The 21965-nt window shown below is 71.3% G+C and carries 21 protein-coding genes, 1 tRNA gene and 1 pseudogene; 14 read left to right on the top strand and 9 right to left on the bottom strand.

Features of this window, described 5'->3' with window-relative positions; all coding sequences use genetic code 11:
- The first annotated feature begins 18 nt into the window (after positions 1-18).
- The 6 genes from crcB (ACIRB7_RS06265) (at position 19) to ACIRB7_RS06290 (ending at position 5575) form a co-directional block, all read left to right on the top strand.
- Positions 19-432, top strand: a complete 414-nt coding sequence (crcB, locus tag ACIRB7_RS06265; RefSeq protein ID WP_403593113.1) for a fluoride efflux transporter CrcB — start codon at positions 19-21, stop codon at positions 430-432.
- A complete protein-coding gene (gene crcB / locus ACIRB7_RS06270; RefSeq protein WP_403593116.1) occupies positions 429-779 on the top strand; it encodes a fluoride efflux transporter CrcB in 351 nt (116 codons plus the stop codon). Before crcB (ACIRB7_RS06265) ends, crcB (ACIRB7_RS06270) begins: the two co-directional genes overlap by 4 nt.
- A 237-nt stretch (positions 780-1016) precedes the next feature.
- Positions 1017-1106, top strand: coding sequence for a K(+)-transporting ATPase subunit F (gene kdpF, locus ACIRB7_RS06275; protein ID WP_033204243.1), 90 nt, complete (start codon positions 1017-1019; stop codon positions 1104-1106).
- A gap of 9 nt (positions 1107-1115) precedes the next feature.
- Positions 1116-2780, top strand: a complete 1665-nt coding sequence (gene kdpA / locus ACIRB7_RS06280; RefSeq protein ID WP_403593119.1) for a potassium-transporting ATPase subunit KdpA — start codon at positions 1116-1118, stop codon at positions 2778-2780.
- Entirely contained in the window at positions 2777-4891 is a 2115-nt protein-coding gene (kdpB, locus tag ACIRB7_RS06285) for a potassium-transporting ATPase subunit KdpB (RefSeq protein WP_403593122.1), read from the top strand. The genes kdpA and kdpB overlap by 4 nt, the downstream gene beginning before the upstream one ends.
- A 21-nt stretch (positions 4892-4912) precedes the next feature.
- Positions 4913-5575 carry a potassium-transporting ATPase subunit C gene (locus tag ACIRB7_RS06290; protein ID WP_403593125.1) on the top strand — a complete coding sequence of 221 codons (663 nt, stop codon included), beginning with the start codon at positions 4913-4915 and terminating at the stop codon, positions 5573-5575.
- Between the two features lie 78 nt (positions 5576-5653).
- Here ACIRB7_RS06290 and ACIRB7_RS06295 read toward each other — a convergent pair whose 3' ends face one another.
- Complete coding sequence (locus ACIRB7_RS06295; protein ID WP_403593127.1) at positions 5654-6805, bottom strand: winged helix DNA-binding domain-containing protein; 1152 nt, start codon at positions 6803-6805, stop codon at positions 5654-5656.
- A 50-nt stretch (positions 6806-6855) separates the two neighbouring features.
- Here ACIRB7_RS06295 and ACIRB7_RS06300 point away from each other — a divergent pair, with 50 nt between their 5' ends.
- Entirely contained in the window at positions 6856-8559 is a 1704-nt protein-coding gene (locus tag ACIRB7_RS06300) for a DUF2079 domain-containing protein (protein ID WP_403593129.1), read from the top strand.
- Between the two features lie 27 nt (positions 8560-8586).
- Here ACIRB7_RS06300 and ACIRB7_RS06305 read toward each other — a convergent pair whose 3' ends face one another.
- A complete protein-coding gene (locus ACIRB7_RS06305; RefSeq protein WP_403593132.1) occupies positions 8587-10803 on the bottom strand; it encodes an FG-GAP-like repeat-containing protein in 2217 nt (738 codons plus the stop codon).
- Between the two features lie 279 nt (positions 10804-11082).
- On the opposite strand from ACIRB7_RS06305, the gene ACIRB7_RS06310 reads away from it, so the two are divergent.
- A complete protein-coding gene (locus ACIRB7_RS06310; RefSeq protein ID WP_403594356.1) occupies positions 11083-12456 on the top strand; it encodes an esterase-like activity of phytase family protein in 1374 nt (457 codons plus the stop codon).
- A 181-nt stretch (positions 12457-12637) separates the two neighbouring features.
- Here the strand turns inward: ACIRB7_RS06310 and ACIRB7_RS06315 are convergent, their stop codons facing one another.
- Both ACIRB7_RS06315 and ACIRB7_RS06320 read right to left on the bottom strand, forming a co-directional pair.
- Positions 12638-13303, bottom strand: a complete 666-nt coding sequence (locus tag ACIRB7_RS06315; protein WP_403593134.1) for an endonuclease — start codon at positions 13301-13303, stop codon at positions 12638-12640.
- Positions 13304-13405: 102 nt separating this feature from the next.
- Positions 13406-13822, bottom strand: coding sequence for an arsenate reductase ArsC (locus tag ACIRB7_RS06320; RefSeq protein WP_403593136.1), 417 nt, complete (start codon positions 13820-13822; stop codon positions 13406-13408).
- Between the two features lie 88 nt (positions 13823-13910).
- On the opposite strand from ACIRB7_RS06320, the gene ACIRB7_RS06325 reads away from it, so the two are divergent.
- The 6 genes and pseudogenes from ACIRB7_RS06325 (at position 13911) to ACIRB7_RS06350 (ending at position 18293) form a co-directional block, all read left to right on the top strand.
- Positions 13911-14225 (top strand): ArsR/SmtB family transcription factor, encoded by a 315-nt coding sequence (locus ACIRB7_RS06325; RefSeq protein ID WP_403593139.1) that lies wholly within the window; start codon positions 13911-13913, stop codon positions 14223-14225.
- 47 nt (positions 14226-14272) lie between these two features.
- Positions 14273-15187 (top strand): aquaporin, encoded by a 915-nt coding sequence (locus ACIRB7_RS06330; protein WP_403593142.1) that lies wholly within the window; start codon positions 14273-14275, stop codon positions 15185-15187.
- Between the two features lie 120 nt (positions 15188-15307).
- Positions 15308-16366, top strand: coding sequence for an ArsO family NAD(P)H-dependent flavin-containing monooxygenase (locus ACIRB7_RS06335; protein ID WP_403594359.1), 1059 nt, complete (start codon positions 15308-15310; stop codon positions 16364-16366).
- Positions 16367-16490: 124 nt separating this feature from the next.
- Positions 16491-16667 (top strand): annotated as a pseudogene (locus tag ACIRB7_RS06340) (flavoprotein); the annotation flags it as partial.
- 127 nt (positions 16668-16794) lie between these two features.
- A complete protein-coding gene (locus ACIRB7_RS06345; protein WP_403593144.1) occupies positions 16795-17283 on the top strand; it encodes a hypothetical protein in 489 nt (162 codons plus the stop codon).
- A gap of 545 nt (positions 17284-17828) precedes the next feature.
- On the top strand, positions 17829-18293 hold the full coding sequence (locus ACIRB7_RS06350; RefSeq protein WP_403593147.1) for a pyridoxamine 5'-phosphate oxidase family protein: 465 nt from the start codon (positions 17829-17831) through the stop codon (positions 18291-18293).
- Between the two features lie 16 nt (positions 18294-18309).
- Here the strand turns inward: ACIRB7_RS06350 and ACIRB7_RS06355 are convergent, their stop codons facing one another.
- From ACIRB7_RS06355 to ACIRB7_RS06375, 5 genes are all read right to left on the bottom strand, one after another.
- Complete coding sequence (locus ACIRB7_RS06355; protein ID WP_403593149.1) at positions 18310-18828, bottom strand: hypothetical protein; 519 nt, start codon at positions 18826-18828, stop codon at positions 18310-18312.
- A gap of 282 nt (positions 18829-19110) precedes the next feature.
- The gene (locus ACIRB7_RS06360; protein WP_403593152.1) at positions 19111-20019 is read right to left on the bottom strand and encodes a hypothetical protein; all 909 of its coding nucleotides are present in this window, start codon (positions 20017-20019) and stop codon (positions 19111-19113) included.
- A complete protein-coding gene (locus tag ACIRB7_RS06365) occupies positions 20000-20503 on the bottom strand; it encodes an Imm21 family immunity protein (protein WP_403593155.1) in 504 nt (167 codons plus the stop codon). The genes ACIRB7_RS06360 and ACIRB7_RS06365 overlap by 20 nt, the downstream gene beginning before the upstream one ends.
- 230 nt (positions 20504-20733) lie before the next feature.
- On the bottom strand, positions 20734-21144 hold the full coding sequence (locus tag ACIRB7_RS06370; protein ID WP_403593158.1) for a RidA family protein: 411 nt from the start codon (positions 21142-21144) through the stop codon (positions 20734-20736).
- 505 nt (positions 21145-21649) lie between these two features.
- Positions 21650-21722 (bottom strand) — tRNA-Arg (locus ACIRB7_RS06375).
- Positions 21723-21965 lie beyond the last annotated feature (243 nt).

Consider the following 21965-nt stretch of genomic DNA (forward strand, 5'->3'; position numbering starts at 1 on the left):
TCCTCGTACCCTTGGGGCATGGGGCTGCGCGCGGAACTGCCGGTCGTCGGGGCGGTGGCCGCCGGCGGCGTCCTCGGCGCGACCGCCCGTTACGGCGCGGCGCTGCTGTGGCCGACCCCCGAAGGCGCCTTCCCCTGGACGACGTTCACGGTGAACGTGAGCGGCTGCGCGCTGCTCGGCCTGCTGATGGTTCTCCTGACGGAGCCTCCCGCCGCCCCGCATCCGCTCCTGCGTCCCTTCCTCGGCACCGGATTCTGCGGCGGGTTCACCACGTTCTCGACGTACAGCCTCGAAACGGAGCGGCTGCTGAGCGCGGGCGATCCGACGCGCGGCCTGCTCTACCTGGGCGCGACCGTGGTGGCCGCGCTCGTCGCCGTCCGGGCCGGGGTCACCGGCACCAGGGCCGTACGCGGACGGATGGCGCGCGCGTGAACTGGCTGCTCGTCGTCGCGGGTGCCGCCGTCGGCGCGCCCCTGCGGTACCTCACGGACCGTGCGATGAAGGCCCGGTTCGGCCCCGGCTTCCCCTGGGGCACGTTCACGGTGAACGTCGTCGGCTCGTTCGTGCTCGGCCTGCTCGCCGGGGTCGCCTCCGCGCAGGCGTATCTGCTGCTCGGCACGGGCCTGTGCGGGGCGCTGACCACGTACTCGACCTTCTCGTACGAGACACATGTGCTGTACGAGAACGGGGCGAGGGGGTACGCGGTGCTGAACGTGGCCGGGAGCCTGGCCGCCGGGCTCGGGGCCGTATGGCTGGGAGTCCGGGCCGCCGGGCTGTAGGAACCCCGGGTCCTCAGGGCCCGCGTAGGGGAAGCGTCAAGACGGGCATTCGGCGCGTCAGAGGCACGTCAACGACGGCGGTGGGCGGCCGGAAGAGAGGTTTCCTCATCTCGTCCGAGAATCCGTTCTTCCTTCTTCCTGCACCCGGGAGCTCACGATGGCCGACCTGGCCTTCGTCGTCACCACGGTCGCGGTCTTCGCGCTGGTGGCCTTCATCGCCAAGGGGGTGGCCAAGCTGTGAGCGCCGAGAACATCGTCGGTCTCCTCGTGGCCGCCGCCCTGCTTGGTTACCTCGTCCTCGCCCTCGTCAAGCCCGAGAGGTTCTGAGGCCGCCCCATGAGTCCCGTCCTCGCCGGCGCCCTTCAGCTCCTCGCCCTGATCGTCGCGCTCGGCCTCTCGTACCGCCCGCTCGGTGACCACATGGCCCGGGTCTACTCCTCCGACAAGCACCTGCGGGTGGAGAAGTGGATCTACCGGGGCATCGGCGCCGACCCCACGGTGGAGATGCGCTGGCCCGCCTATCTGCGCGGGGTCCTCGCCTTCTCCGCCGTCGGCGTCCTCTTCCTCTACCTGCTCCAGCGGGCGCAGGGCGTCCTGCCCGGCTCGCTCGGCTTCGTGTCGATCGACCCGGACCAGGCGTTCAACACCGCCGCCTCCTTCGTGGCGAACACCAACTGGCAGTCGTACTACGGCGAGCAGGCCATGGGCCACGTGGTGCAGACCGGCGGCCTCGCCGTGCAGAACTTCGTCTCGGCGGCGGTGGGCATCGCGGTCGCGGTGGCGCTCGTCCGCGGCTTCGCCCGGTCTCGTACGGGCGAGCTCGGCAACTTCTGGGCCGACCTGGTCCGGGGAGTCGTACGGATCCTGCTGCCGATCGCCGTCGTGGGCGCGCTCGTGCTCGTGGCCTGCGGAGCGATCCAGAACTTCGCCGGAATCCACGAGGTCGGGCAGTTCGGCGGCGGCACGCAGCAGTGGAACGGCGGCGCGGTCGCCTCGCAGGAGGTCATCAAGGAACTGGGCACGAACGGCGGCGGCTACTTCAACGCCAACAGCGCCCACCCCTTCGAGAACCCGAACGCCCTCTCGAACCTCTTCGAGATCTACCTGATCCTCCTCATCCCCTTCGCGCTGACGCGGACCTTCGGCCGCATGGTCGGCAGCGTCCGCCAGGGGTACGCGATCCTCGGCGCGATGGCCGCCATCTGGCTCGGCTTCACCGCGCTGATGATGTGGACCGAGTTCGCCGGGAAGGGACCGGCGTTCGAGCTGGCGGGCGGGGCGATGGAGGGCAAGGAGACCCGGTTCGGCATCGCCGGCTCCTCACTCTTCGCCGTGGCCACCACCCTCACCTCCACCGGCGCCGTGAACTCCTTCCACTCCTCGTACACCGGCTTCGGCGGCGGCATCACCCTGCTCGGCATGCAGCTGGGCGAGATCGCGCCCGGCGGCGTCGGCTCCGGCCTCTACGGCATGCTGATCATGGCCGTCATCGCCGTGTTCATCGCCGGACTGATGGTCGGCCGCACACCCGAGTACCTGGGGAAGAAGATCGGCGTCCGCCAGATCAAGTACGCCGCCTGCTACATCCTCGTCACCCCGGCGCTCGTCCTCGGCTTCACCGCCCTCGCCATGGCCCTCGACACCCCGCCGCAGTCGATGACCAACTCCGGCGCGCACGGCTTCTCCGAGATCCTCTACGCCTACACCTCGGGCGCCAACAACAACGGCTCCGCGTTCGCCGGCCTCAGCGCCGACACCCCGTGGTTCAACTCGACCCTCGGTATCGCGATGCTCCTCGGCCGGTTCCTGCCCATGGTGTTCGTCCTCGCGCTCGCCGGCTCGCTGGCCGAGCAGACGCCCGTACCCGAGACGGCGGGCACCCTGCGGACCGAGAAACCGCTGTTCACCGGCGTCCTCGTCGGCACGATCCTCATCGTCGCCGGACTCACCTACTTCCCGGCCCTCGCCCTTGGCCCGCTCGCCGAAGGACTCGCAGCATGAGCACCCTCACCCCCACCAGGCCCCCGGAGCCCTCGCGGTCCGAGGTGCCCACCGGCCGGCCGGCCGCGACCGGACGCGTCGGCGGCGGACTGTTCGACCCGAAGCAGCTGGTGACGTCCTTCCCCGACGCGATCAGGAAGCTCGACCCCCGGGTCATGGCCAAGTCGCCCGTCATGTTCGTGGTGCTGATCGGCTCGCTGCTCACCACCGTGCTGGCCGTCCTGGACCCGGGGGACTGGTTCGGCTGGGCGATCGCCGCCTGGCTGTGGCTCACCACCATCTTCGCCAACCTGGCGGAGGCGGTGGCCGAGGGCCGGGGCAAGGCGCAGGCCGACACCCTGCGCAGGGCCAGGACGGACACGGTCGCGCGCCGCCTCGGCTCCGATGGCGAGGAGCGGGTCCCGGGGACCGACCTGCGCGTCGGAGACCTGGTCGTCTGCGAGGCCGGCGACGTCGTCCCCGGCGACGGAGACGTCGTCGAGGGAGTGGCGTCCGTCGACGAGTCCGCGATCACGGGCGAGTCGGCGCCGGTGATCCGCGAGTCCGGCGGCGACCGGTGCGCGGTGACGGGCGGCACGAAGGTCCTCTCGGACCGGATCGTCGTCAAGATCACGACGAAGCCCGGCGAGACCTTCATCGACCGGATGATCGGGCTCGTGGAGGGCGCCGCACGGCAGAAGACCCCCAACGAGATCGCGCTCGACATCCTGCTCGCCTCGCTGACGATCGTCTTCCTGCTCGCCGTCGTCACCCTCAAGCCCTTCTCGATCTACGCGGGCGCCAACGAGCAGACGTCGATGATCGTCCTGACGGCCCTGCTCGTGTGCCTGATCCCGACGACGATCGGCGCGCTGCTCTCCGCGATCGGCATCGCCGGCATGGACCGGCTCGTCCAGCGCAACGTCCTCGCGAAGTCGGGCCGCGCTGTCGAGGCGGCGGGCGACGTGTCGACACTGCTGCTCGACAAGACGGGCACGATCACGCTGGGCAACCGGAGGGCGGCGGAGTTCGTGCCGGTCCGGGGCACCACCGAGGCCGAACTCGCCGACGCAGCCCAGCTGTCCTCGCTCGCGGACGAGACCCCGGAGGGTCGCTCGATCACCGCCCTGGCGAAGGAGAGGTACGGGCTCCGCGAACGCCACCAGGGCGAACTCACGGGCGCCGAGTGGATCCCGTTCACCGTCCAGACCCGTATGTCGGGCCTGGACGTCGACGGGCGCAAGGTACGCAAGGGCGCCACCGGTTCGGTCGTGGCGTGGGTGAAGGAGCGGGGCGGCGAGGTCGCCGAGGACGCGCAGGCGCTCACCGACCGGATCGCGCAGGCCGGCGGCACGCCGCTCCTCGTCGCCCTGGAGGACGGCGAGGGCGCCCGGGTCCTCGGGGTCGTCCACCTGAAGGACGTCGTCAAGGACGGCATGCGGGAGCGGTTCGACGAGCTGCGCCGCATGGGCATCCGTACCGTCATGATCACGGGCGACAACCCGCTCACGGCGAAGGCGATCGCCGAGGAGGCGGGCGTCGACGACTTCCTCGCGGAGGCGACGCCCGAGGACAAGATGGCGCTCATCAAGCGCGAGCAGGCGGGCGGGAAGCTCGTCGCCATGACCGGCGACGGCACGAACGACGCCCCGGCGCTCGCCCAGGCGGACGTCGGCGTGGCGATGAACACGGGCACGTCGGCCGCGAAGGAGGCCGGCAACATGGTCGACCTCGACTCCGACCCGACGAAGCTCATCGAGATCGTCGAGATCGGCAAGCAGCTCCTCATCACCAGGGGCGCCCTGACCACGTTCTCGATCGCCAACGACGTGGCGAAGTACTTCGCGATCATCCCCGCGATGTTCACGGTGGCCTACCCGGGCCTCGACAAGCTGAACATCATGGGCCTGGCCTCACCCCAGTCCGCGATCCTCTCGGCCGTCGTCTTCAACGCGCTCGTCATCGTCGCCCTGGTGCCGCTCGCCCTGAAGGGCGTGCGCTACCGGCCGAGCGGCGCGGACGCCATGCTGCGGCGCAACCTCGGGATCTACGGCCTCGGCGGCCTCGTCGCACCCTTCGTCGGCATCAAGATCATCGACCTCCTCCTGTCCCTCGTCCCCGGACTGAGCTGACCCGAAAGCGTGCTGACGCTCATGAACACCTCCACCTCCACCGGAAACACGGGACGCCTGCTCTGGGCGGGACTGCGCGCCCTCCTCATCCTCACCGTCGTGTGCGGTGTCCTCTACCCGCTCGCCGTCACCGGCGTCGCCCAGGTCGCCTTCCCGGCCGAGGCGGACGGCTCCGAGATCAAGGACGCGCGCGGGAAGGTCGTCGGCTCGGAACTCATCGGCCAGACGTATCCGACCGACGACGGTAAGCCGGACCCGCGCTGGTTCCAGCCGCGACCGTCCAACGGCCTGGGCACCAACACGAGCAACACCCACCACAAGCTCATCCTCTCCGGTGCGACCAACCGCTCCGGTGACAACGCCGAACTGATCCAGTGGGTCAAGGACGCCAAGGCCGCCGTGATCAGGGGCAACTCGGTCCCCGGCCACCCCGTCAGGCCCTCCGACGTGCCGGCGGACGCCGTCACCTCCTCCGGCTCCGGCCTGGACCCGCACATCTCCCCGGCGTACGCGAAGCTCCAGGTCCACCGGGTCGCGGCCAGGAACCACCTCACCGCCGCCCAGGTCGACCGGTTGGTCGCCGACCACACCGAGGACCGGATCCTCGGCTTCATCGGCGAGCCCCGGGTCAACGTCCTGCGGCTCAACATCGCGCTGCGGGAGCTGGCGGCGGGGGAGAGCTGAAGGAGCGCGCGGCAGGGCGACCGGCGGCTGGAGGACCGTCCGTCAGGCGGCGGCCGGCACCCGTGTCCCGACCGCCCGTCAGACCGCGGCCGGCAGCACCCGTGTCTCGACCGTCGGGAGGCCCTTCGCCCACCAGTGGTCGTAGCGGCGGTAGACCCACGGGTCCCGGGCCGCGAGGAAGGCGCCGAGGGCCCCGGCCTCGGCCGCGAGGCCCTCCCAGGCGTCGGCGGGCAGCGGGTGGAAGGCCGAGGCCTCGATGCCGCCCGCGACCGGCCGCCAGACCCCGGCGACGTACCCGTCGACGAGGAGCGTCGGCAGCGTGTCGCCGTTCACCCGGATCACATGCTTGCGGTACGCGGCCGGCAGGACGCGCCCGCGATCCGCGTAGGCCAGCAGGACGCTGTCCCACATGGCCATGAGACGCGGCGGCGCGGGGACGTCCTCGGCGGGGCGTGGCGCGCCGGGGACGTCGTACAGCACCGTCCCGTCGGGCCCCTCCACCTGGTCGAGCCGGCCGTCGAGCGCCCGTACCGCCTCGCGCACCTTGCCCCGGGGCGCGAGCGTGAACTGCGCCATGTCGGGGACGGACGCCGGTCCGAAGCCCTCCAGATAGCGGTGGATCAGGGCGGCGAGCCCCGCCGTCGCGGCCTCCGGGTCGGCCAGGACCGGCAGCGCGCTCGCCGTCACGAACGCCTGCGCCGTCCCGTACGACCACGGCGGCCCCGTCGGCGCGTGCCACAGCGGCGCGTACTGGCGGATCATCCGCCATACCACCGCCTCCACCGGCCCGCCCCGCGCCTCCTCGATACGGGACCGCAGCTGGGCGCCGGTCCGTGCCTCACCGGCGTACGCGAGCAGATCGGGCAGCAGCGCGTCGGCGTCGGCGGCCGTGAACCCCGCCGCCTTGTACCGCGGGTCGTGGAGCCGCGAGCCGCGCAGCGTCGGCTCCATGCCCTCCCGGAACGCCCGGTAGTCCTCGGCGTGCACCAGGTGCAGCGTGAGCCGCATCAGGGTCGACCTGACCAACTCGAAACCGCCGACGGCCTCGTCGAGCCGCGCCGGGTCGAAGCCCGCGACCCGGTTCCACAGGGCGACGTACGGCGAGCCCGGTTGCTGCGCCTGGAGCGCCACCACCCGCCGTACGGCCTCCTCGACGCCGATCGGAGCCCGGTCGAGGAGCAACTGCCGGGCGAGAGTGGAGCGGTTGAGGGCGCGCGCGGTGATCACCATGGTGCGATTGTCCTCCGTCCTCGGGCGGCTGAGCGACGCACCGTAGGGTCATGGCCATGGAAGCCACGCCGACCCGCACACCCCCACGACGCCCGGACGAGGAACGGGAGGCGGTGACGGCCACCCCGGTGACCTCTCCGCCCGGCGGCGTGGGGATCGAGTCGGGCGCCCGGGAGGCCACGGAAGCCGAGAGGCGGTCGAACGCGCAGGATCCCGGCCCGCGGTCACGGCGCCGCGGTCTCGCCCTGACCCTGCTGTGCTTCCTCGTCTGCTGCGCTCTCGGTATGCAGTCCTGGCTCGCCCTGCGGCACACCGGTTTCGACCTCGGCATCTTCGACCAGGCGGTCCGCGCGTACGCGCACTTCGAGCTGCCGAGGTCGCCGATCAAGAACGTGCACCACGAGTTCCCGCCCGGCTTCTCGCTCCTCGGTGACCACTTCACCCCGGCCCTGGCGCTGCTCGCGCCGCTGTACTGGCTGTGGGACGACCCGCGGGTGCTCGTGCTCGCGCAGGCCGCGCTGTTCGCGGCCGGCGTGCCGGTGGTCCGGCGTATCGCACGGCACTGCTTCGCGGACGCCGACCCGCTCACCGCACGCCGGGCGGCGGACCTCGGCGGGTTGGTGTACGGGCTCGGCTGGCCGCTTCTGAACTCCTCGTACAACGGCTTCCACGAGGTGGCCTTCGCGGTGCCGTTCACCCTCCTCATGCTGGAGCGCGGCCTGGCCCACCGGTACGGCGCGGCGGCCGGCTGGGCGGCCCTGCTGTGCACGGCGAAGGAGGACATGGGGCTCGTCGTGGGCGCCTTCGGCCTGGTCCTCGCGGTACGGGCCCACCGCGCGGGCCACCGGAGCGGCCGGACCACGGGGATCGCGCTCGCGCTCGCAGGACCGCTGGTCTCCGCCGCCGTCATCGTGTGGTTCCTGCCGGCGATGGGCGGACCGGAGGGCTACTACTGGTCGTACGGGCGCCTCGGCGCCGACCCGGGCTCGGCGCTCGCCCATGTCGTCACGGCTCCCTGGGTGCTGCTCCAGGTCGCCGTGACGCCGATCGTGAAGGTCGCCATGGTGGCCTGGATCCTCGGCAGCCTGGCCCTGCTGCCGCTCGGCTCACGGACGTTCCTGCTCGCCGTGCCCCTCCTCGCGGAACGGGTCCTCTCGGACAACCCGAACCACTGGCCGGTGATCAACCACTACGACGCCTTCCTGTGGCCGATCCTGGTGACGGCGGCCCTGGAGACGGCGGCCCGGCTGCACCGCCGCAGGAACCGGGCGGTGTTCCGCCGGTGGGCGGTGGCCGCGGTCGCGCTGGCCTCGGCGGCGGCCGTCGCCCTTGGCCTCAACCTCCTCTTCCGCCCGGACTTCTGGCGCCCGTCGCCGGACAAGAGCCCCCTCGCGACGGCCGCCGCGCTCATCCCGGACGGCGCGACGGTGGAGGCGGACAACGCGATCGCGCCCCGCCTCACCGCCCGTACCCATGTGGTCATCGCCGACGCGACGCCACGCGGGGCCGACTGGGTCCTCCTCCGCACGCGGGACCGGACGTTCCCCTTCGCCTCGACCGAGGACCAGCGGGAGCGCGTCCAACTCCTCCTCGCCCACGGCTACACCCGCGTCTGGGACCACGACGGAACGGTCCTGCTCCACCGCACCGACCGCACCGCCACCGTCCCCGGCACGCGCCTGCCGGGCCCCGACAGCACTCCGGTCCGCGAGGCCGTCCCCACGGACGTGGGGGCGAACCTGCTGCTGCGGTAGGGGGCGCGTCGGGGGTCGGCGGGGCCGCTAGGCGACGCTGTTGAACGTGGAGCCCTCGCCCGCGTACAGCGACGTCGACTGACGGACGAAGGGACTGAGGGCGGAGCCGGTCGAGCGGTACACGTACGTGCCGCCCGCCCCGTACGCGATCAGGTCCGGGCGCCCGTCGTTGTCGACGTCACCGGCGCCGACGAGCTGGGTGAAGGCCCCCCAGCCGCCGCCGACCCGCACGCGGGTGGCGAAGTTGCCGCGGCCGTCGCCCTGGTAGAGCCAGAGGATGCCGGCGGTGTCGCGGGCGACCAGGTCCCCCGCGGCCGTACCGGCGATGTTCCCGACGGCGGTGAGCTGGTTGTAGGCGCCCCAGCCGCCGCCGACCCGCACGCGGGCGGCGTAGGGGGAGGTGGCGGAGCCCGTGCCCTTGTAGAACCACAGCACGCCTGCGGTGTCCGCGGCGAGGAGGTCGGCGCGGCCGTCGCCGTTGAGGTCCGAGCCGCCGGTCAGCTTGGTGTAGGCACCCCAGCCGCCGCCGATCCTCGCCCGGGTCGCGAAGGTGCCGTCGCCCTTGCCGAGGTAGTGCCAGAGCACACCAGTACCGTCGAGGGCGATCAGGTCACCGACCCCGCTGCCCGCGAGGTCCCCGGCGGCCTCGATCTGCTTGTACGCCTGCCACCCCGGGCCGACCCGGTCGCGGCGGGCGGTCTCGACCCGGCCGTTCACCGGCCGGTCCCGCAGGTCGTCGCGCCACAGCACACCGGCGGCGTCCCGCGCGAGGACGTCGGTGGAGCCGTTGTTCGTGTAGTCGTGCGGGTTGCCCGTGCGGGTCACGTTCATGAGCCAGCCCTGGTGGACCGACTCGCCGACACCGTCGTCCGGCGTGGCCTCGGCCTCCACCGCGTACGAGCCGTTCGGCGCGTCCGTGCCGTCGTCGGCGCGGCCGTCCCACTCGAAGGAGAAGAGCGTGCTGCCGGCGGACGCGTGCGCGTACTGCTGGTACTCCTTGCCCGTGACCATGTGCGTGACCGTGACGAGCAGGGAGACGTCGGCGCGCGACAGCGTCCAGCCGAGCGTCACCTTGCCGCCGGTCCTGTCGAGGTTCACCGAGTCGGGGACATGGACCTGGTCGATCGTCAGCGGCGTCGGCTCGTCCATGTCCGCCACCTTGGTGACGGCCGGGGTGCCGTCCCCGGCCGTCGTGATCCGGAACAGGCCGTCACCGTCGGCGGCCCGCTTGCCGCTGAACACCGCGCTGCCGTCGGCCGCGGCCGACGCACCGGTCATGGTCTCGGCGAGGTCGTGGAGCTCGCCGCTGATCAGGGAGAGGGCCTTGACCGGCCTCCAGGCGTTGCCGTAGACGAGCCAGCCGTCCACGAGTTCGGCCGACCACTCGTCGTCGGCGGCCAGGGCGGTGCGCTTCTGGGTGCGCGTGGAGCGGTCGACGGACGTGATGAACGGGCCGATGCCGCTCTCCCGGTCGAGCCAGGCCACGTGCGAACCGGAGAACATGAGGTCGCTGGAGCCGTAGCCGGACTCGGCGGAGGCGTAGGTCTCGGAGACCGTCCCCGCCCCGACGTCGATCAGGGCCCGGCCGCCGGTCCGTGCGCCCTCGGGACCCGTCTCGTACCCGACGAAGACGATGCCGTCCCTGACCGGCGTGCTGGTGAAGAAGTGGTCGGCGTCCGCGGGCAGCCCGGACACCTTCCGGCTGGACAGCGCGGCGCCGTCCTTGGTCACGACGTGCAGTTCCGCCGTGCCGTCCTCCTTCGTGATCTGCGCGAGCACGCTCGTCGGGCTCAGCACGGCGACGTAGTTGCCGTTCAGCTCGCGGAGATCGAGGGCGACGGCCGGGGCGGACGGTGTGGCCATGTTCCGCAGGGTGAGCGACCGCATCTCGGAGATGAAGCCGTTGTCACCGAGGACGAGGACGTCGCCGCCCATCGCCCTCCCGGTGCCGTCGGTGCGCGGGAGCGGGGCCGGCTCCCCGCCGTCGTACGGCGTCCAGAGGAACTCCCTCGACTCGTCCGAGGGGTGCGAGTCGTAGGTGAAGAAGCCGGTGGAACCCGTACCGAGGAGCCGGGCACCCGTCGGGAAGACCGGAAGGGCGGCTGCCTGATCGGCCGCAACGGGACCCGAGGTCGCCGCGAAGGCGGCCGGCGCCGAGACGAGGGTGCCGGCGCCGAGCGCCGTGACGGCCAGGACCGCGGTGACGGCCGCGGCGAGACGGGAACCGGTGGAGCGGAACTGCAAGGTGAACCCCCACGAGAAGGACGGGCACGGAAACCCGTACCCGAACAGACTCGCGATCGGGTCGAGTGGTTGTACGGAGAGTTCGTTGTACGGAAAGTTCGCCCGTTCACCCAGGGATCGCCCTGTCGTCGCGGACGCGACGCTCGCCGTTGTGGCCGGAAAAGGACCATGGGGCCGCTTCCCCGGGCGAGATCGACATGCCCACGGGCGACATTCCATGTGCATGTGTTCAAGGGAGTCCAGATGAGTCCGCTGAGCCCGCTGAGTCTGCTGAAGCCGATGAGTTCGCTGAAGCCGCTGAAGTCGGTGAGCTCGCCGAGTTCGCGCCTCCTGCGCCGGCCCGCCGTCGTGGTCCTGCCGCTGACCTCCGCGCTCGCGCTGTCGGTGGTCGTCGGTACGGCCGAGGCGGAGCCGGCGCGACACGGCTCCGTCGCCCGGGTCGTCTCCACCTCGACCCTGCCCGACATCCCGCTGGCCGCCTTCAGCAACTCCCTGCTGCCCGGCAGCGTCGACGACGACCGGGACGTCGACCTGGGCGGCATCGGCAGCGACCTGTACCCGGCCGAACGGCGCAACGAGTACTGGACCGTGACGGACCGTGGGCCCAACGGGCAGATAGCCGTCGGCAAGGACAAGCGGCGTACGTTCCCGGTGCCGGGCTTCGACCCGGCGATCGTGAAGGTCCGGGCCGTCGGCGGCCGCGTCCAGGTGCTGAGCTCCATCCCGCTCACCACGGCCTCCGGCGCCCCCGTCACCGGCCTGCCCAACCAGCCGGGCCGCGACGAGATCCCGTACACGTACGACGCCTCGACCCCGCTCCCGTACAACCCGAACGGCCTCGACACCGAGGGCCTCGTACGGGACAGGGACGGCAGCTTCTGGCTGGTGGACGAGTACGGCCCCTCGCTCGTGCACGTCTCGGCGAAGGGCCGGGTGCTCGCCCGCCACGTCCCCGAGGGCCTCCGTCTGGCCGGTGCCGACTACCCGGTGATCGAGTCGCTCCCCTCGGTCTTCCTCAAGCGCAAGATCAACCGCGGCTTCGAGGGCCTCGCGCTGCTGCCCGGCGGCGACCTGGTCATGGCCCTGCAGAGCCCGCTGCTCAACCCCGACAAGGCGTCGGGCGAGGACTCCCGCACCACGCGGCTGCTGCGCTTCTCGACCCGTACGAACCGGGTCACGGCGGAGTACGCGTACCGCTTCGACCCGGTCGGTGTCGTCGAGCCCGGCCAGACGAAGACGTCCGAGCTGAAGATCTCCGCCCTCGTCGCACTCGGCGGCGACCGCCTCCTCGTCCAGGAGCGCACCGACAAGTCCTCCCGCCTGTACGAGGTACGCCTCCGCCGCGGCTCCGACATCCTCGGCTCGACCTGGGACACGTCCGCCGCCCCCACCCTTGAGCAGCTCGACGACGAGGCGGCCGCCGGCGCGCCGGTCCTCGGCAAGCGCCTGGTCGTCGACCTCAACACCGTCGAGGGCGTGCCCGGCAAGATCGAGGGCGTCGCCGTCGAGGATTCCTCGACCCTCGTCCTCCTCAACGACAACGACTTCGGCAAGACGGACGGCCCCGAAGCCTTCGACGCGAACGGCCGCCTGGTCGACAGCGGGGTGGAGACCACTCTGGTGAGGGTCAGGCTGGCGCATCGGGTGGGGTGAGGGGGGCGGGGGCGACGGGGGGTCGGGGCGGCTGTCTGGCGTCGGGGCGTCCGGCTCATGCGGCCTGTGGCTTGGGTGCCGTGTCGGCTTCGTGAGGCCTGCGGCCTGCGCGCCGTATCGGCGTCATGCGGCCTGAGGCGTCCGCCTCATGCCGCCCCGCGGCTTCCGCGCCGTGTCCGCCTCACGCCGCCCGCGGCTCCCGCGGCTCCCGCGCCGTGTCTGCCGTGCCCGTCGCGTCCTTGGACAGGCTGACGCGCACGAGGGCGGTGGCCAGACGGGCCACGTCCTCGGGGGGTACGTGCCGGGCGAGGCCGGCCGGGGTGTGGGGGAGGCCGAGGCGGTCGGCGGCGCCGCGTGACCGCTCGTCGAAGAACGGGCGCAGCTCCGGCCAGACGGCCTGGGCCTCCCGGCAGAAGATGTCGGCGCCCACCGGGCCGATCCTGGGCACCTCGCGCAGCAGCCGGCGCAGGACGTCCGTGTCGCCGGCCGCCTGTTCGCGGAGCCGGCGCAGATCGCCGTGGTACCGGTCGAGGACCAGCGCAGCGCCCTCGCCGAGCGCGGTCGCGGTGCTCTCGTCGTACCGGACGTAGTGCGCCCGCCCGAGGGCGTCCACGCGTGCCTGCCAGGTGGAGTCCGCCATGGCCCGCGGCGTCCGCAGACCGGCCGAGAAGAGCTCGCGGGCGGCGGCGGTGGCGATGTCCGCCTTGATGCGGATGGAGCACAGAACGGTGAGAACCAGGAGCTGGTACAGCGGGGCGGGTGTGTCCCGCAGAGCGATCCCGGCCTCGTCGGCGTAGGTCCGCCCGTGCTCCCGCAGGAGCTGCTCGATCGTCTCGGCGGTGTTCACGTGCCGCTCCTCGCCGTCGTCGCGCGGTGCAGTGCCCGAAGGCCTCCCACCGGGCGGCTACCCCGACGGCGCCGGGTCACCCACGCATGAGAGCCCCGGAGGTCACGCCTCCTGCTTCGCGTCGATCTCGGCGACGAGGCCCTCGATGAGGAGCTTGATCTCGTCGCGGATGGGGCGGACGGCCTCGACGCCCTGGCCGGCCGGGTCCTCAAGGGCCCAGTCGAGGTACTTCTTGCCGGGGAAGATCGGGCAGGCGTCGCCGCAGCCCATGGTGATGACGTAGTCGGACGCCTGGACGGCCTCGGTGGTGAGCACCTTCGGCTTCTGGTCGGCGATGTCGATGCCGATCTCCGCCATGGCTGCGACGGCGGAGGGGTTGACCTGGTCGCCCGGGACCGAGCCGGCGGAGCGGACCTCGACGCGGTCGCCGGCCAGGTGGCGCAGGAATCCGGCGGCCATCTGGGAGCGGCCGGCGTTGTGGACGCAGACGAAGAGCACGGAGGCGAGCGGAGCGGTCATCGGTTCTTCCTTGGGGCAGGGGTGAGCCGGTTTCGTGAGAGTCAGCCCACGCTGGTATCAGCCTCGGGTGATGTGAGAGTATCAGTCCATGATGACGTCAGTCGACACTGAACTGATCCGGGTACTGGGTGACCCCCTGCGGCTTCAGATCGTGACCCTGCTCGCCCGCGAGACGCTGTGCACCACCCACCTGGTGGAGGAGACGGGCGCCAAGCAGACCAACCTCTCCAACCACCTGAGGGTGCTGCGTGAGGCGGGGGTCGTGGAGACCGAGCCATGCGGCCGGTTCACGTACTACAGGCTCCGCCCACATGTCATCGAGCAGCTCGCCGGTCAGCTCGCCGTCCTCGCCGAGACCGCGCGCGCCACCACCGAAGCGAACGTCAAGCGGTCCTGCCCGTAGCCGACCCCGCCCTGCCGCACCTGCCGTACCTGCCCGAGGAGAACCCGTTGTCCGTCACCGAGCCCGTCGGCGCCGCCCCCGCGGCGGAGCCCGCCGCAACAGCCGACGAGCGCCAGCCCGTACGGGACGCGGCCAAGCCGACCGCCGACGAGCACCATTCGGCACAGGAGGGACCCCGGCCGACCGCCGACGAGCCCCGGCCCGTACGGGGTGAGACTCGACCGGCTGCGGACGAGCCCCAGCCCGCGCCGGGCGGCACCCCGCCGCGTACGCCTCTGGTGGCCCGCGCCGCGGCCGAGTTCGTCGGTACGGCCGCGCTGGTGGCGATCGTCGTCGGCTCCGGCATCCAGGCCACGGAGCTCACGAAGGACGTCGGGCTCCAGCTGCTCGCGAACTCCACCGCCACGGTCTTCGGACTCGGCGTACTGATCGTCCTCCTCGGCCCCGTGTCGGGTGCCCACTTCAACCCGGCCGTCACGCTCGCCGAGTGGTGGACCGCCCGACGCGGCGGCGCCGGGGTCGACACCCGAGAGCTGGCGGTCTACGTGCCGTCGCAGGTCGCCGGTGCGATCGCGGGCGCGATCCTCGCGGACGCGATGTTCGGCGAGCCGCTGGTGAAGTGGTCCACCCATGACCGCTCGGCCGGAAACCTGCTCCTCGGCGAGGTCGTCGCGACCGCCGGCCTGATCCTGCTGATCTTCGGCCTGGCCCGCACGGACCGCCTGCGGTTCGCGCCCGTCGCCGTCGCCTCGTACATCGGGGCCGCGTACTGGTTCACCTCCTCCACCTCGTTCGCCAACCCGGCGGTGACGGTCGGCCGCGCGTTCACCGACACCTTCGCGGGCATCGCCCCCGCCTCCGTCCCGGCCTTCATCGGGATGCAGCTCGTCGGCGCGGTGGTGGGCCTGGCCTTGGTGGCGGTCATCTTCATGCGGCCCAAGGCGAACGGGTCGAACGGGTGACGCGGCAGACAGCCCGGGAGGTCATCTTCGTGCGGGCCAATGGGTGAAGCGGCAGATAGACCGGGCGGTCATCTTCGCGCGGCCCGAGGCGGGAACGTGACGCGGCCCACGGCGGGGAACGTGGCGCGGCGGACGGACGTGGTGGTCATCGGCGGCGGCCAGTCCGGTCTGGTCGCCGGCTACCACCTGCGCCGTCTCGGACTGGACTTCGTGATCCTCGATGCCCAGTCCGCCCCGGGCGGCGCCTGGCCCCACACCTGGGACTCGCTCCGTCTGTTCTCCCCGGCCGCGTACTCCTCCCTGCCCGGCCGCCTCATGCCGCCGCAGCCGGGGGAGACGTACCCGGACGCCGCGCACGTGGCCGCGTACCTGAGCGCGTACGAGCAGCGGTACGAGCTCCCCGTCCACCGCCCGGTGAGGGTCTCCGGCGTCCACCGCGACGGCGCACGCCTGCGCGTGGAGACCGAAAACTCCGGTACGTGGCTCGGTCGCGCCGTCATCAGCGCGACCGGCACGTGGTCCCGGCCCTTCGTCCCCGCCGTGCCCGGCCGGGCCGAGTTCACCGGCACCCAACTCCACACCGTCGAGTACGACGGCCCGGCGGCGTTCGCCGGGAAGCGCGTGACGGTCGTCGGCGGCGGCAACTCCGGCGCGCAGATCGCCGCCGACCTCGCGCACGGCACCGAGCTGACCTGGGTCACCCTCCGCGAACCCCGCTACCTCGCCGACGACATCGACGGCCGCGCCCTCTTCGACCACGCGACCGCCCGCCGCCGCGCCCTCGACGAGGGTCGGACCGACACGGGAGGCGTCGCCTCGCTGGGCGACATCGTCGCCGTACCGCCCGTACGGGAAGCACGCGACGCGGGGCTCCTCAAGGCGCAGCCCATGTTCGCCCGGCTGACCACGACCGGCGTGGAGTGGGCCGACGGCACGCGTGCGGACTCCGACGCGATCATCTGGTGCACCGGCTTCCGCCCGGCCTTGGCCCACCTGGCGCCGCTGGGCCTGCGAGGCCCCCGGGGCCACATCCCCACGGCGGGGACGCAGGCCCTCGGCGAGCCCCGCGTCCACCTCCTCGGTTACGGCGACTGGACCGGCCCCGCCTCGGCCACTCTGATCGGCGTCGGACGGCCAGCCCGGGAGGCGGCGAGGTCGATCGCCGGACTCCTGAGCTGACGGCGGCGGGAACCGTCAATCGATCGTAAGGGTGGTCAGGCGGTCAAGCGGCGGTGATGGCGGCCTTGGTCAGCAACTGCCCCATGGCGGCGAGGGCGGCCGGTTCGACGCGGTAGGAGAGCCGGGTGCCGCGCCGCTAGGCACCTGGATCCTGCGCCGCGGCATCTCGGGCTCCACCTTCGGCGGCGGCACGGCGGACCAGCTGCCCGCCCGCGGCGCCCTCGGCCTCGCCGCCGAGGCCGCGGTCGACGAGGGCCACGCGGACGCCGTCACCGGCTTCCGCACGGACGCGTTCGAGCGTGCGGCTCGTGACCTACCTCAACACCCCCCTGGACGAGGCGGGACCGGGGACAGGAGGCGGCAGTCCATGATGGCGATGACGGGCACACCGGGCTCGACGCGTACGTCCCCTGAGTACAAGGAAGTCCATGGCCACGGAACGTAACCTGCGGACGAACTTCGCCTTCTATCCGACCGAGGCGGGCGGCGGAGCCTGGCACGTCACGCCGGCGTACCTGGAGCGGGCGCTGCGGGAGGCGTTCCCGGATGCGACCATCGGCCACCGAACGTCCGGCGTCCACGAGATGACCGTGCTGGACTTCGAGATCGAGCTGTCGCCGGACGTGTGGCTGGACGGCACGGCGGCCATCACCGAGCCCGACTACGCCTACATCACCCTCACCGACGTGACCGCGGACGAAGCCGGCGCCTTCGCCGTCTGGTTGCGTGACTCCTTCGTCCCGACGCCGAATCTCGTGCGCTACGCCAGTAGCCTCGCCATGGCGAACGGGGACACCGCCGCATTGCCGCTGCCGACCGCAGGGGACTCCACCCACCCCTCCATGCCGGCGTGCAGCGGTGTCCAGCGGTTGGTGTGGATCCCGAACTCGCCTTCCGGGCCGATCCTGAATCCGTAGGCCGTGGAGAACCGGCAGTCTCCCGCTGGAACAAGCCACCCGCCCGCAGTCGGGCCTTCAGGTGCATCGGCGCACAGGACGCGCGGCCCGCCCTCGTACGCGGGAGCCGGCGGCAGGGCGATGCCACCCCACCGGTCCTGGAAGGCCATGGCGCGGTCGATTGCCGCAGCGGGGATCCCGTGGCTGAGCCATACGCCCCGGTACGGCCGGCGGTCCGTTTGCGGCACCCGCAGTCCGTGCGCCTCGACGAAGGTCCGGGCCCGGCGGCTCAGGCCTCCCGGTGCTCGAGGGGTCGGCAACACACTCATGTTCGGGATTATGGCCGCCGGTCACGGGCTGCGTGGAGCAAGGCCTCAGGCGGGCACCCACCAAGCGGAACCATAAATAAGACCGAAAGCGATAGTCTGCAACGAAACTATCGGCTACGGTCTCTCTTGTTGCCTCAACCGGCAGGAGAGGCGGCAGGTTTGCCGCATCCGACTCACGCCGTCCCCCGCTCCTCTTTCGAACCCGCCTCACCCCCGCCCACCGAAAGGCCGATCCCCATGAGCAAGCACACCGCCACCAAGACCACCACCGCCACCGCCACCGAGACCACCACCGGCACCACCCAGAACGACGGCCCCGCCCCCCGGGTGCTCACCGACCAGGAGCTCTCCGGACTGTTGAGCCAACAGCAGTTCGGCGTGCTCGCGAGCGTCAGGAGCACCGGCCACCCGCACCTGTCGACCGTCCTCTACGACTGGAACGCCGAGGAGCGCGTACTGCGGGTCTCCTCCACCGCAGACCGCCTCAAGGTCCGCCAACTGCGCCGCGACCCGCACGCCTCACTGCACGTCAACGGCCCGGACATCTGGTCGTTCGCCGTGGCGGAGGGAGAGGCGGAGATCGTGGACCCGGCCGACGGCGCGGCCCCCGGCGAGCAACCGCTGCCTGACCGACGCGTGGCCATCCTGATCAGGGTCTCCCGCCTGTACGGAACCGCCCTGGACATCCCCACCCAGGACTGAGACCGAGGCGAGGGCCCTATCGGCTGGACGGTAGGACTGGTTCGGGCAGCGCGAGGGCGCGGGCGAGGGCGGCAGCGACGGAGACTGCCCGCTCGGGCAGGTGCCTGGCGCTCCAGTCGGCGGCCAGCACGAGGAACGCGGTCAGATCGCGCTCGACCCCTTTCAGCAAGGGCAGCAGCTCGCTGGTCGGTACGTAGATCACGGGACTGTTGTCCTGCTCGGCGTCGACGGTCAGCCGGACGGCGTCGCCGGAGAGCTCGGCGATCGCGTCGGGGTCGTGACCAAAGGAGACGGGTCCGCCGCCGCCGATGACTTCGTACCAGACGCGCCACTCCTCCAGGCCGTTGCAGCAGCCAGGGAGGAACGCGACGCCGGTGGAACTGTCCGTGACGCGCAGTCCACCGGACGCGAAGAGGCTGTCGAAGGTGAGCAGTCCGTGCAGAAAGGAACCGACCGGGTCTGCCGGCCGGGGCGGCCGGTCGTCCCCCGCGTCGGGATCGGGGTCGATGTCGTTGCATTCAGCGATACGCCTCACCGCTGTCCCGACCTCAGCGGGGCTGAGCCCACCGCCGAGCGCCAGGTGGCTGAACGACTCACCCCCAGCGACAGGCCAGAGGGCAAAGGGCTCAGGAGCGTATATCTCCAGAACAGGCTGCATCGCGATCACGCACCAGAGTGTCTCGCACCCCCCTTCCCTGCGGCCTCCGGACCCGTCTTCAACGGCCGCCGCTTCGCGGGTGGCTGGATTGGATCGGCCCCGGCGGGCGGACGGTTGGGGCGGATGGCCGCCGAGGCCGGACCTGCTTGCGTACGTGGGTCAGAGGGCGGCGAGGTACTCCTCACCCTTCTCGGTGATCCGCATGGCGTTGTCGATCACTGATCGGTTGGCGAGACCGTCGCGATGCAGGCCCTTGAAGTGCGCCGTGATGTCACGGGAAAGGATGGCGTCGCCGAGTTTGTCGGTCAGCCAGGTGACGTCGCTGGTCTTCAGTGCGGGTACGCCCAGTTCCTTCGCCAGCTTGATCGCCCAGAGGAGCCGGTCGCGCTTGAGCTTGATCTGCTGGTAGGGCGGCACGCCGTCGATGGACGCCGGAACGTGGTCGATCTCGGAGAAGTCGTCGGGCACGGTGAGCCTGCGTGGTTTCCGCCGTGCGTTCGCACGGGGGGTGGCTGCTGATGCCGATGATGTGCGGGTGCGCTTGCTCCGGTGGCTTTCGTAGCCGTCTTCGAGGAGGTTTAGGAGGGAGTCGGAGAAGTAGTAGGAACCTCTCTCCGTTCCTTCGTGGATCCAGCCGGCCCGCACGGCCTTGTCGAACTCCCGCGAGAAGTGCGTGGGGATGCGTTCGCGCGCCCGCTCGAAGAGTCTTCGAAGATCCTGGTGGCCAAATGTCTCGCGGCCTTCCACCAGTGTCAGGTAGGCGGCGAAGGCGGTGATCTTCTCCGGGACAGTCTTCGCACCGGAGGCGTCGAGGGCGTGGCGGGGACTCTCCGGCAATGGCTGCCGCGCCGGCTGGCCGCGGGAAGGCAGCTCTCGGATGTTCTCTTCCCTTGACGGAGAGAGTTCGGGGAGCGAATCGGGCGGCTCGGGGCCCGGAGTGGCGCGGATCAGCCCCGTAGGGGCCTGGATGATGGCGATTACCTGTGCGCCCTGGGCCACATTGATGTCCTGCTCGAACGTGATGCGACCACTGAGCGCCAGATGGACTTCATTGCTTATTTCGGACATATAGAAAGGGTATCTCGCGAGGCGTGTCTGGCACAGGCCTGCCCCGAGCCGGGCGACAGGGTCCCTCTCGGGGGGGCGAGCGGCACGGATCGACGCGGAGCGCCTCCGCCGGCTGCTGTGCATCCTGCAGGGAGCCGAGGATCCTGGCGGCCTCGTAGGCGGCGTCGGCGAGGACGTATCGCCCTCCGAGTTCGAGGGAGAGGATGTCCTTCCAGCCGTCGGCTGTCGTGGCGGCGTGGACGGCGGACAGCAGTCCCGTGTCGTCGTCGGCGTAGCACCAGCGTGCGAACGTGAGGGGCTCGGCGAGCCAGGTGACGGACAGGGGCTCGGCGCCGAGCGTCAGGATGTCGCGGCCGGCCATCCGCAGGGCCGAGACGTACTCGTCGATCACGTCGTCCGCCTCGCTCCCTTCCCAGGTCGGAAGGAGTTCCTCCGGGATGAGCACGTAGCGGGCGAAGTCGGTGCGGTCGAGCCAGGTAGCCATGCGACGGATCATCACACCCGTCTCTGACAGGCGTTGAGCGTGGCCGTGATGCTGAATCAGAGGAGCTCGGTCGTGGCCGGCCCCTTCTGCTGGGCCAGTTGTCCTTCGACACTGAAGCCAGTCATCGTGTCATTCGACCTTGTCGACCGGTCGGCCTATGGCATGAGCCGCAGGACGGCAACTGTTCACATCCACGGCCCTGCTCGGCTCCCAGTGAATGTCAACGGGTCTCAAGAATCGAGCACGGCGGCGACGGCCTCGATCTCGACGAGCTGGTCCTTGTAGCCGAGCACGGTGACACCCAGCAAAGTACTGGGGACATCGTGGTCACCGAACGCTTCCCGGACCACCTCCCAGGCAGCCACCAGGTCCTCCCGCCGGGCCGATGCGACGAGAACCCTTGTACTGATGACGTCCCGGAGTGACGCGCCGGAGTCCCCGAGAGCGGCCCGCATGTTCTCGATGGCTTTCGCTGCCTGACCGGCGTAGTCCCCGATCGCTGCAGTGGAGCCGTCGTCGTTGAGCGGACACGCCCCGGCGAGGAAGATCAGACGTGCCTCAGCAGGTGCCGTGGCCGCGTAGGCGTACTCCGCGACATCGGAGAGAGAGGCGGAGCGAATCAAGGTGATGGCACGAGCCATGGCGGCCAGGTCCTTTCGCGTCGAGCGTGCAGCGCAGACATCCTGCCAACGCCCCGTTGGTCCCGTCTCCCCATTTCCTCGCCGACCCACTACGCAGTGACTGCGCGCGGAGACCACCCAAGGGACTGGATACACCCCGTGGCCACGTCAACGTAGGCGACCGCCCGGAACCTCAACCGCATGGAGGCGCCCTGTACCGGCAGCACCACGACGACTCCCCGCTCGACCGCGATGCCGACCCGCGCCCCGGACGCCAGGGACCCGTACTTGTGGTCGCCAGCTTCAGCAGCAGCGCGCCCCGCACGACCTGGTGGCGGTCTTCGCCTCCTCGCTCGCCCGCCGCATCCCGTCCAGCGTTCCTGTCTGCCCGCCGGAGGCCGCCCTGGGCCGGTTTCAGCCGGACAGATCGAGCCATCCCGGCGTCTCTCCCCGGAGCTCCTGCCCTCGGCCGCAAATCTGTCCCGACCAGCAAAAAGACCCTCCCGAAGGAGGGTCGATCGCGGAGCGCCCCCGGCAGGACTCGAACCTGCGGCCAAGTGCTTAGAAGGCACCTGCTCTATCCACTGAGCTACGGGGGCCGGGTGGTGGCCGTGTGGCCAGGAGCCCCTTGTGGGTGGGGTGTGGCCTGACGGGACAAGGATAGGGCTCCGATCGCCTTGGCCCGGTTGCTTCACCTGCGTGGCACGATGTGGAGGTTCGGTGAAGCGGAACGATAATCGCAGGCAGGTGCGATTTGCGCAGCGCTTTTCGCATCGCTCGGGGCGGGTGTTGTGCACTCGTTATGCCTGAGGTTCCGGTCGCCGCCGCTCTCTTCGGCGCGC

The sequence above is a fragment of the Streptomyces sp. NPDC093795 genome (genome assembly GCF_044764665.1).
Taxonomy (GTDB): domain Bacteria; phylum Actinomycetota; class Actinomycetes; order Streptomycetales; family Streptomycetaceae; genus Streptomyces.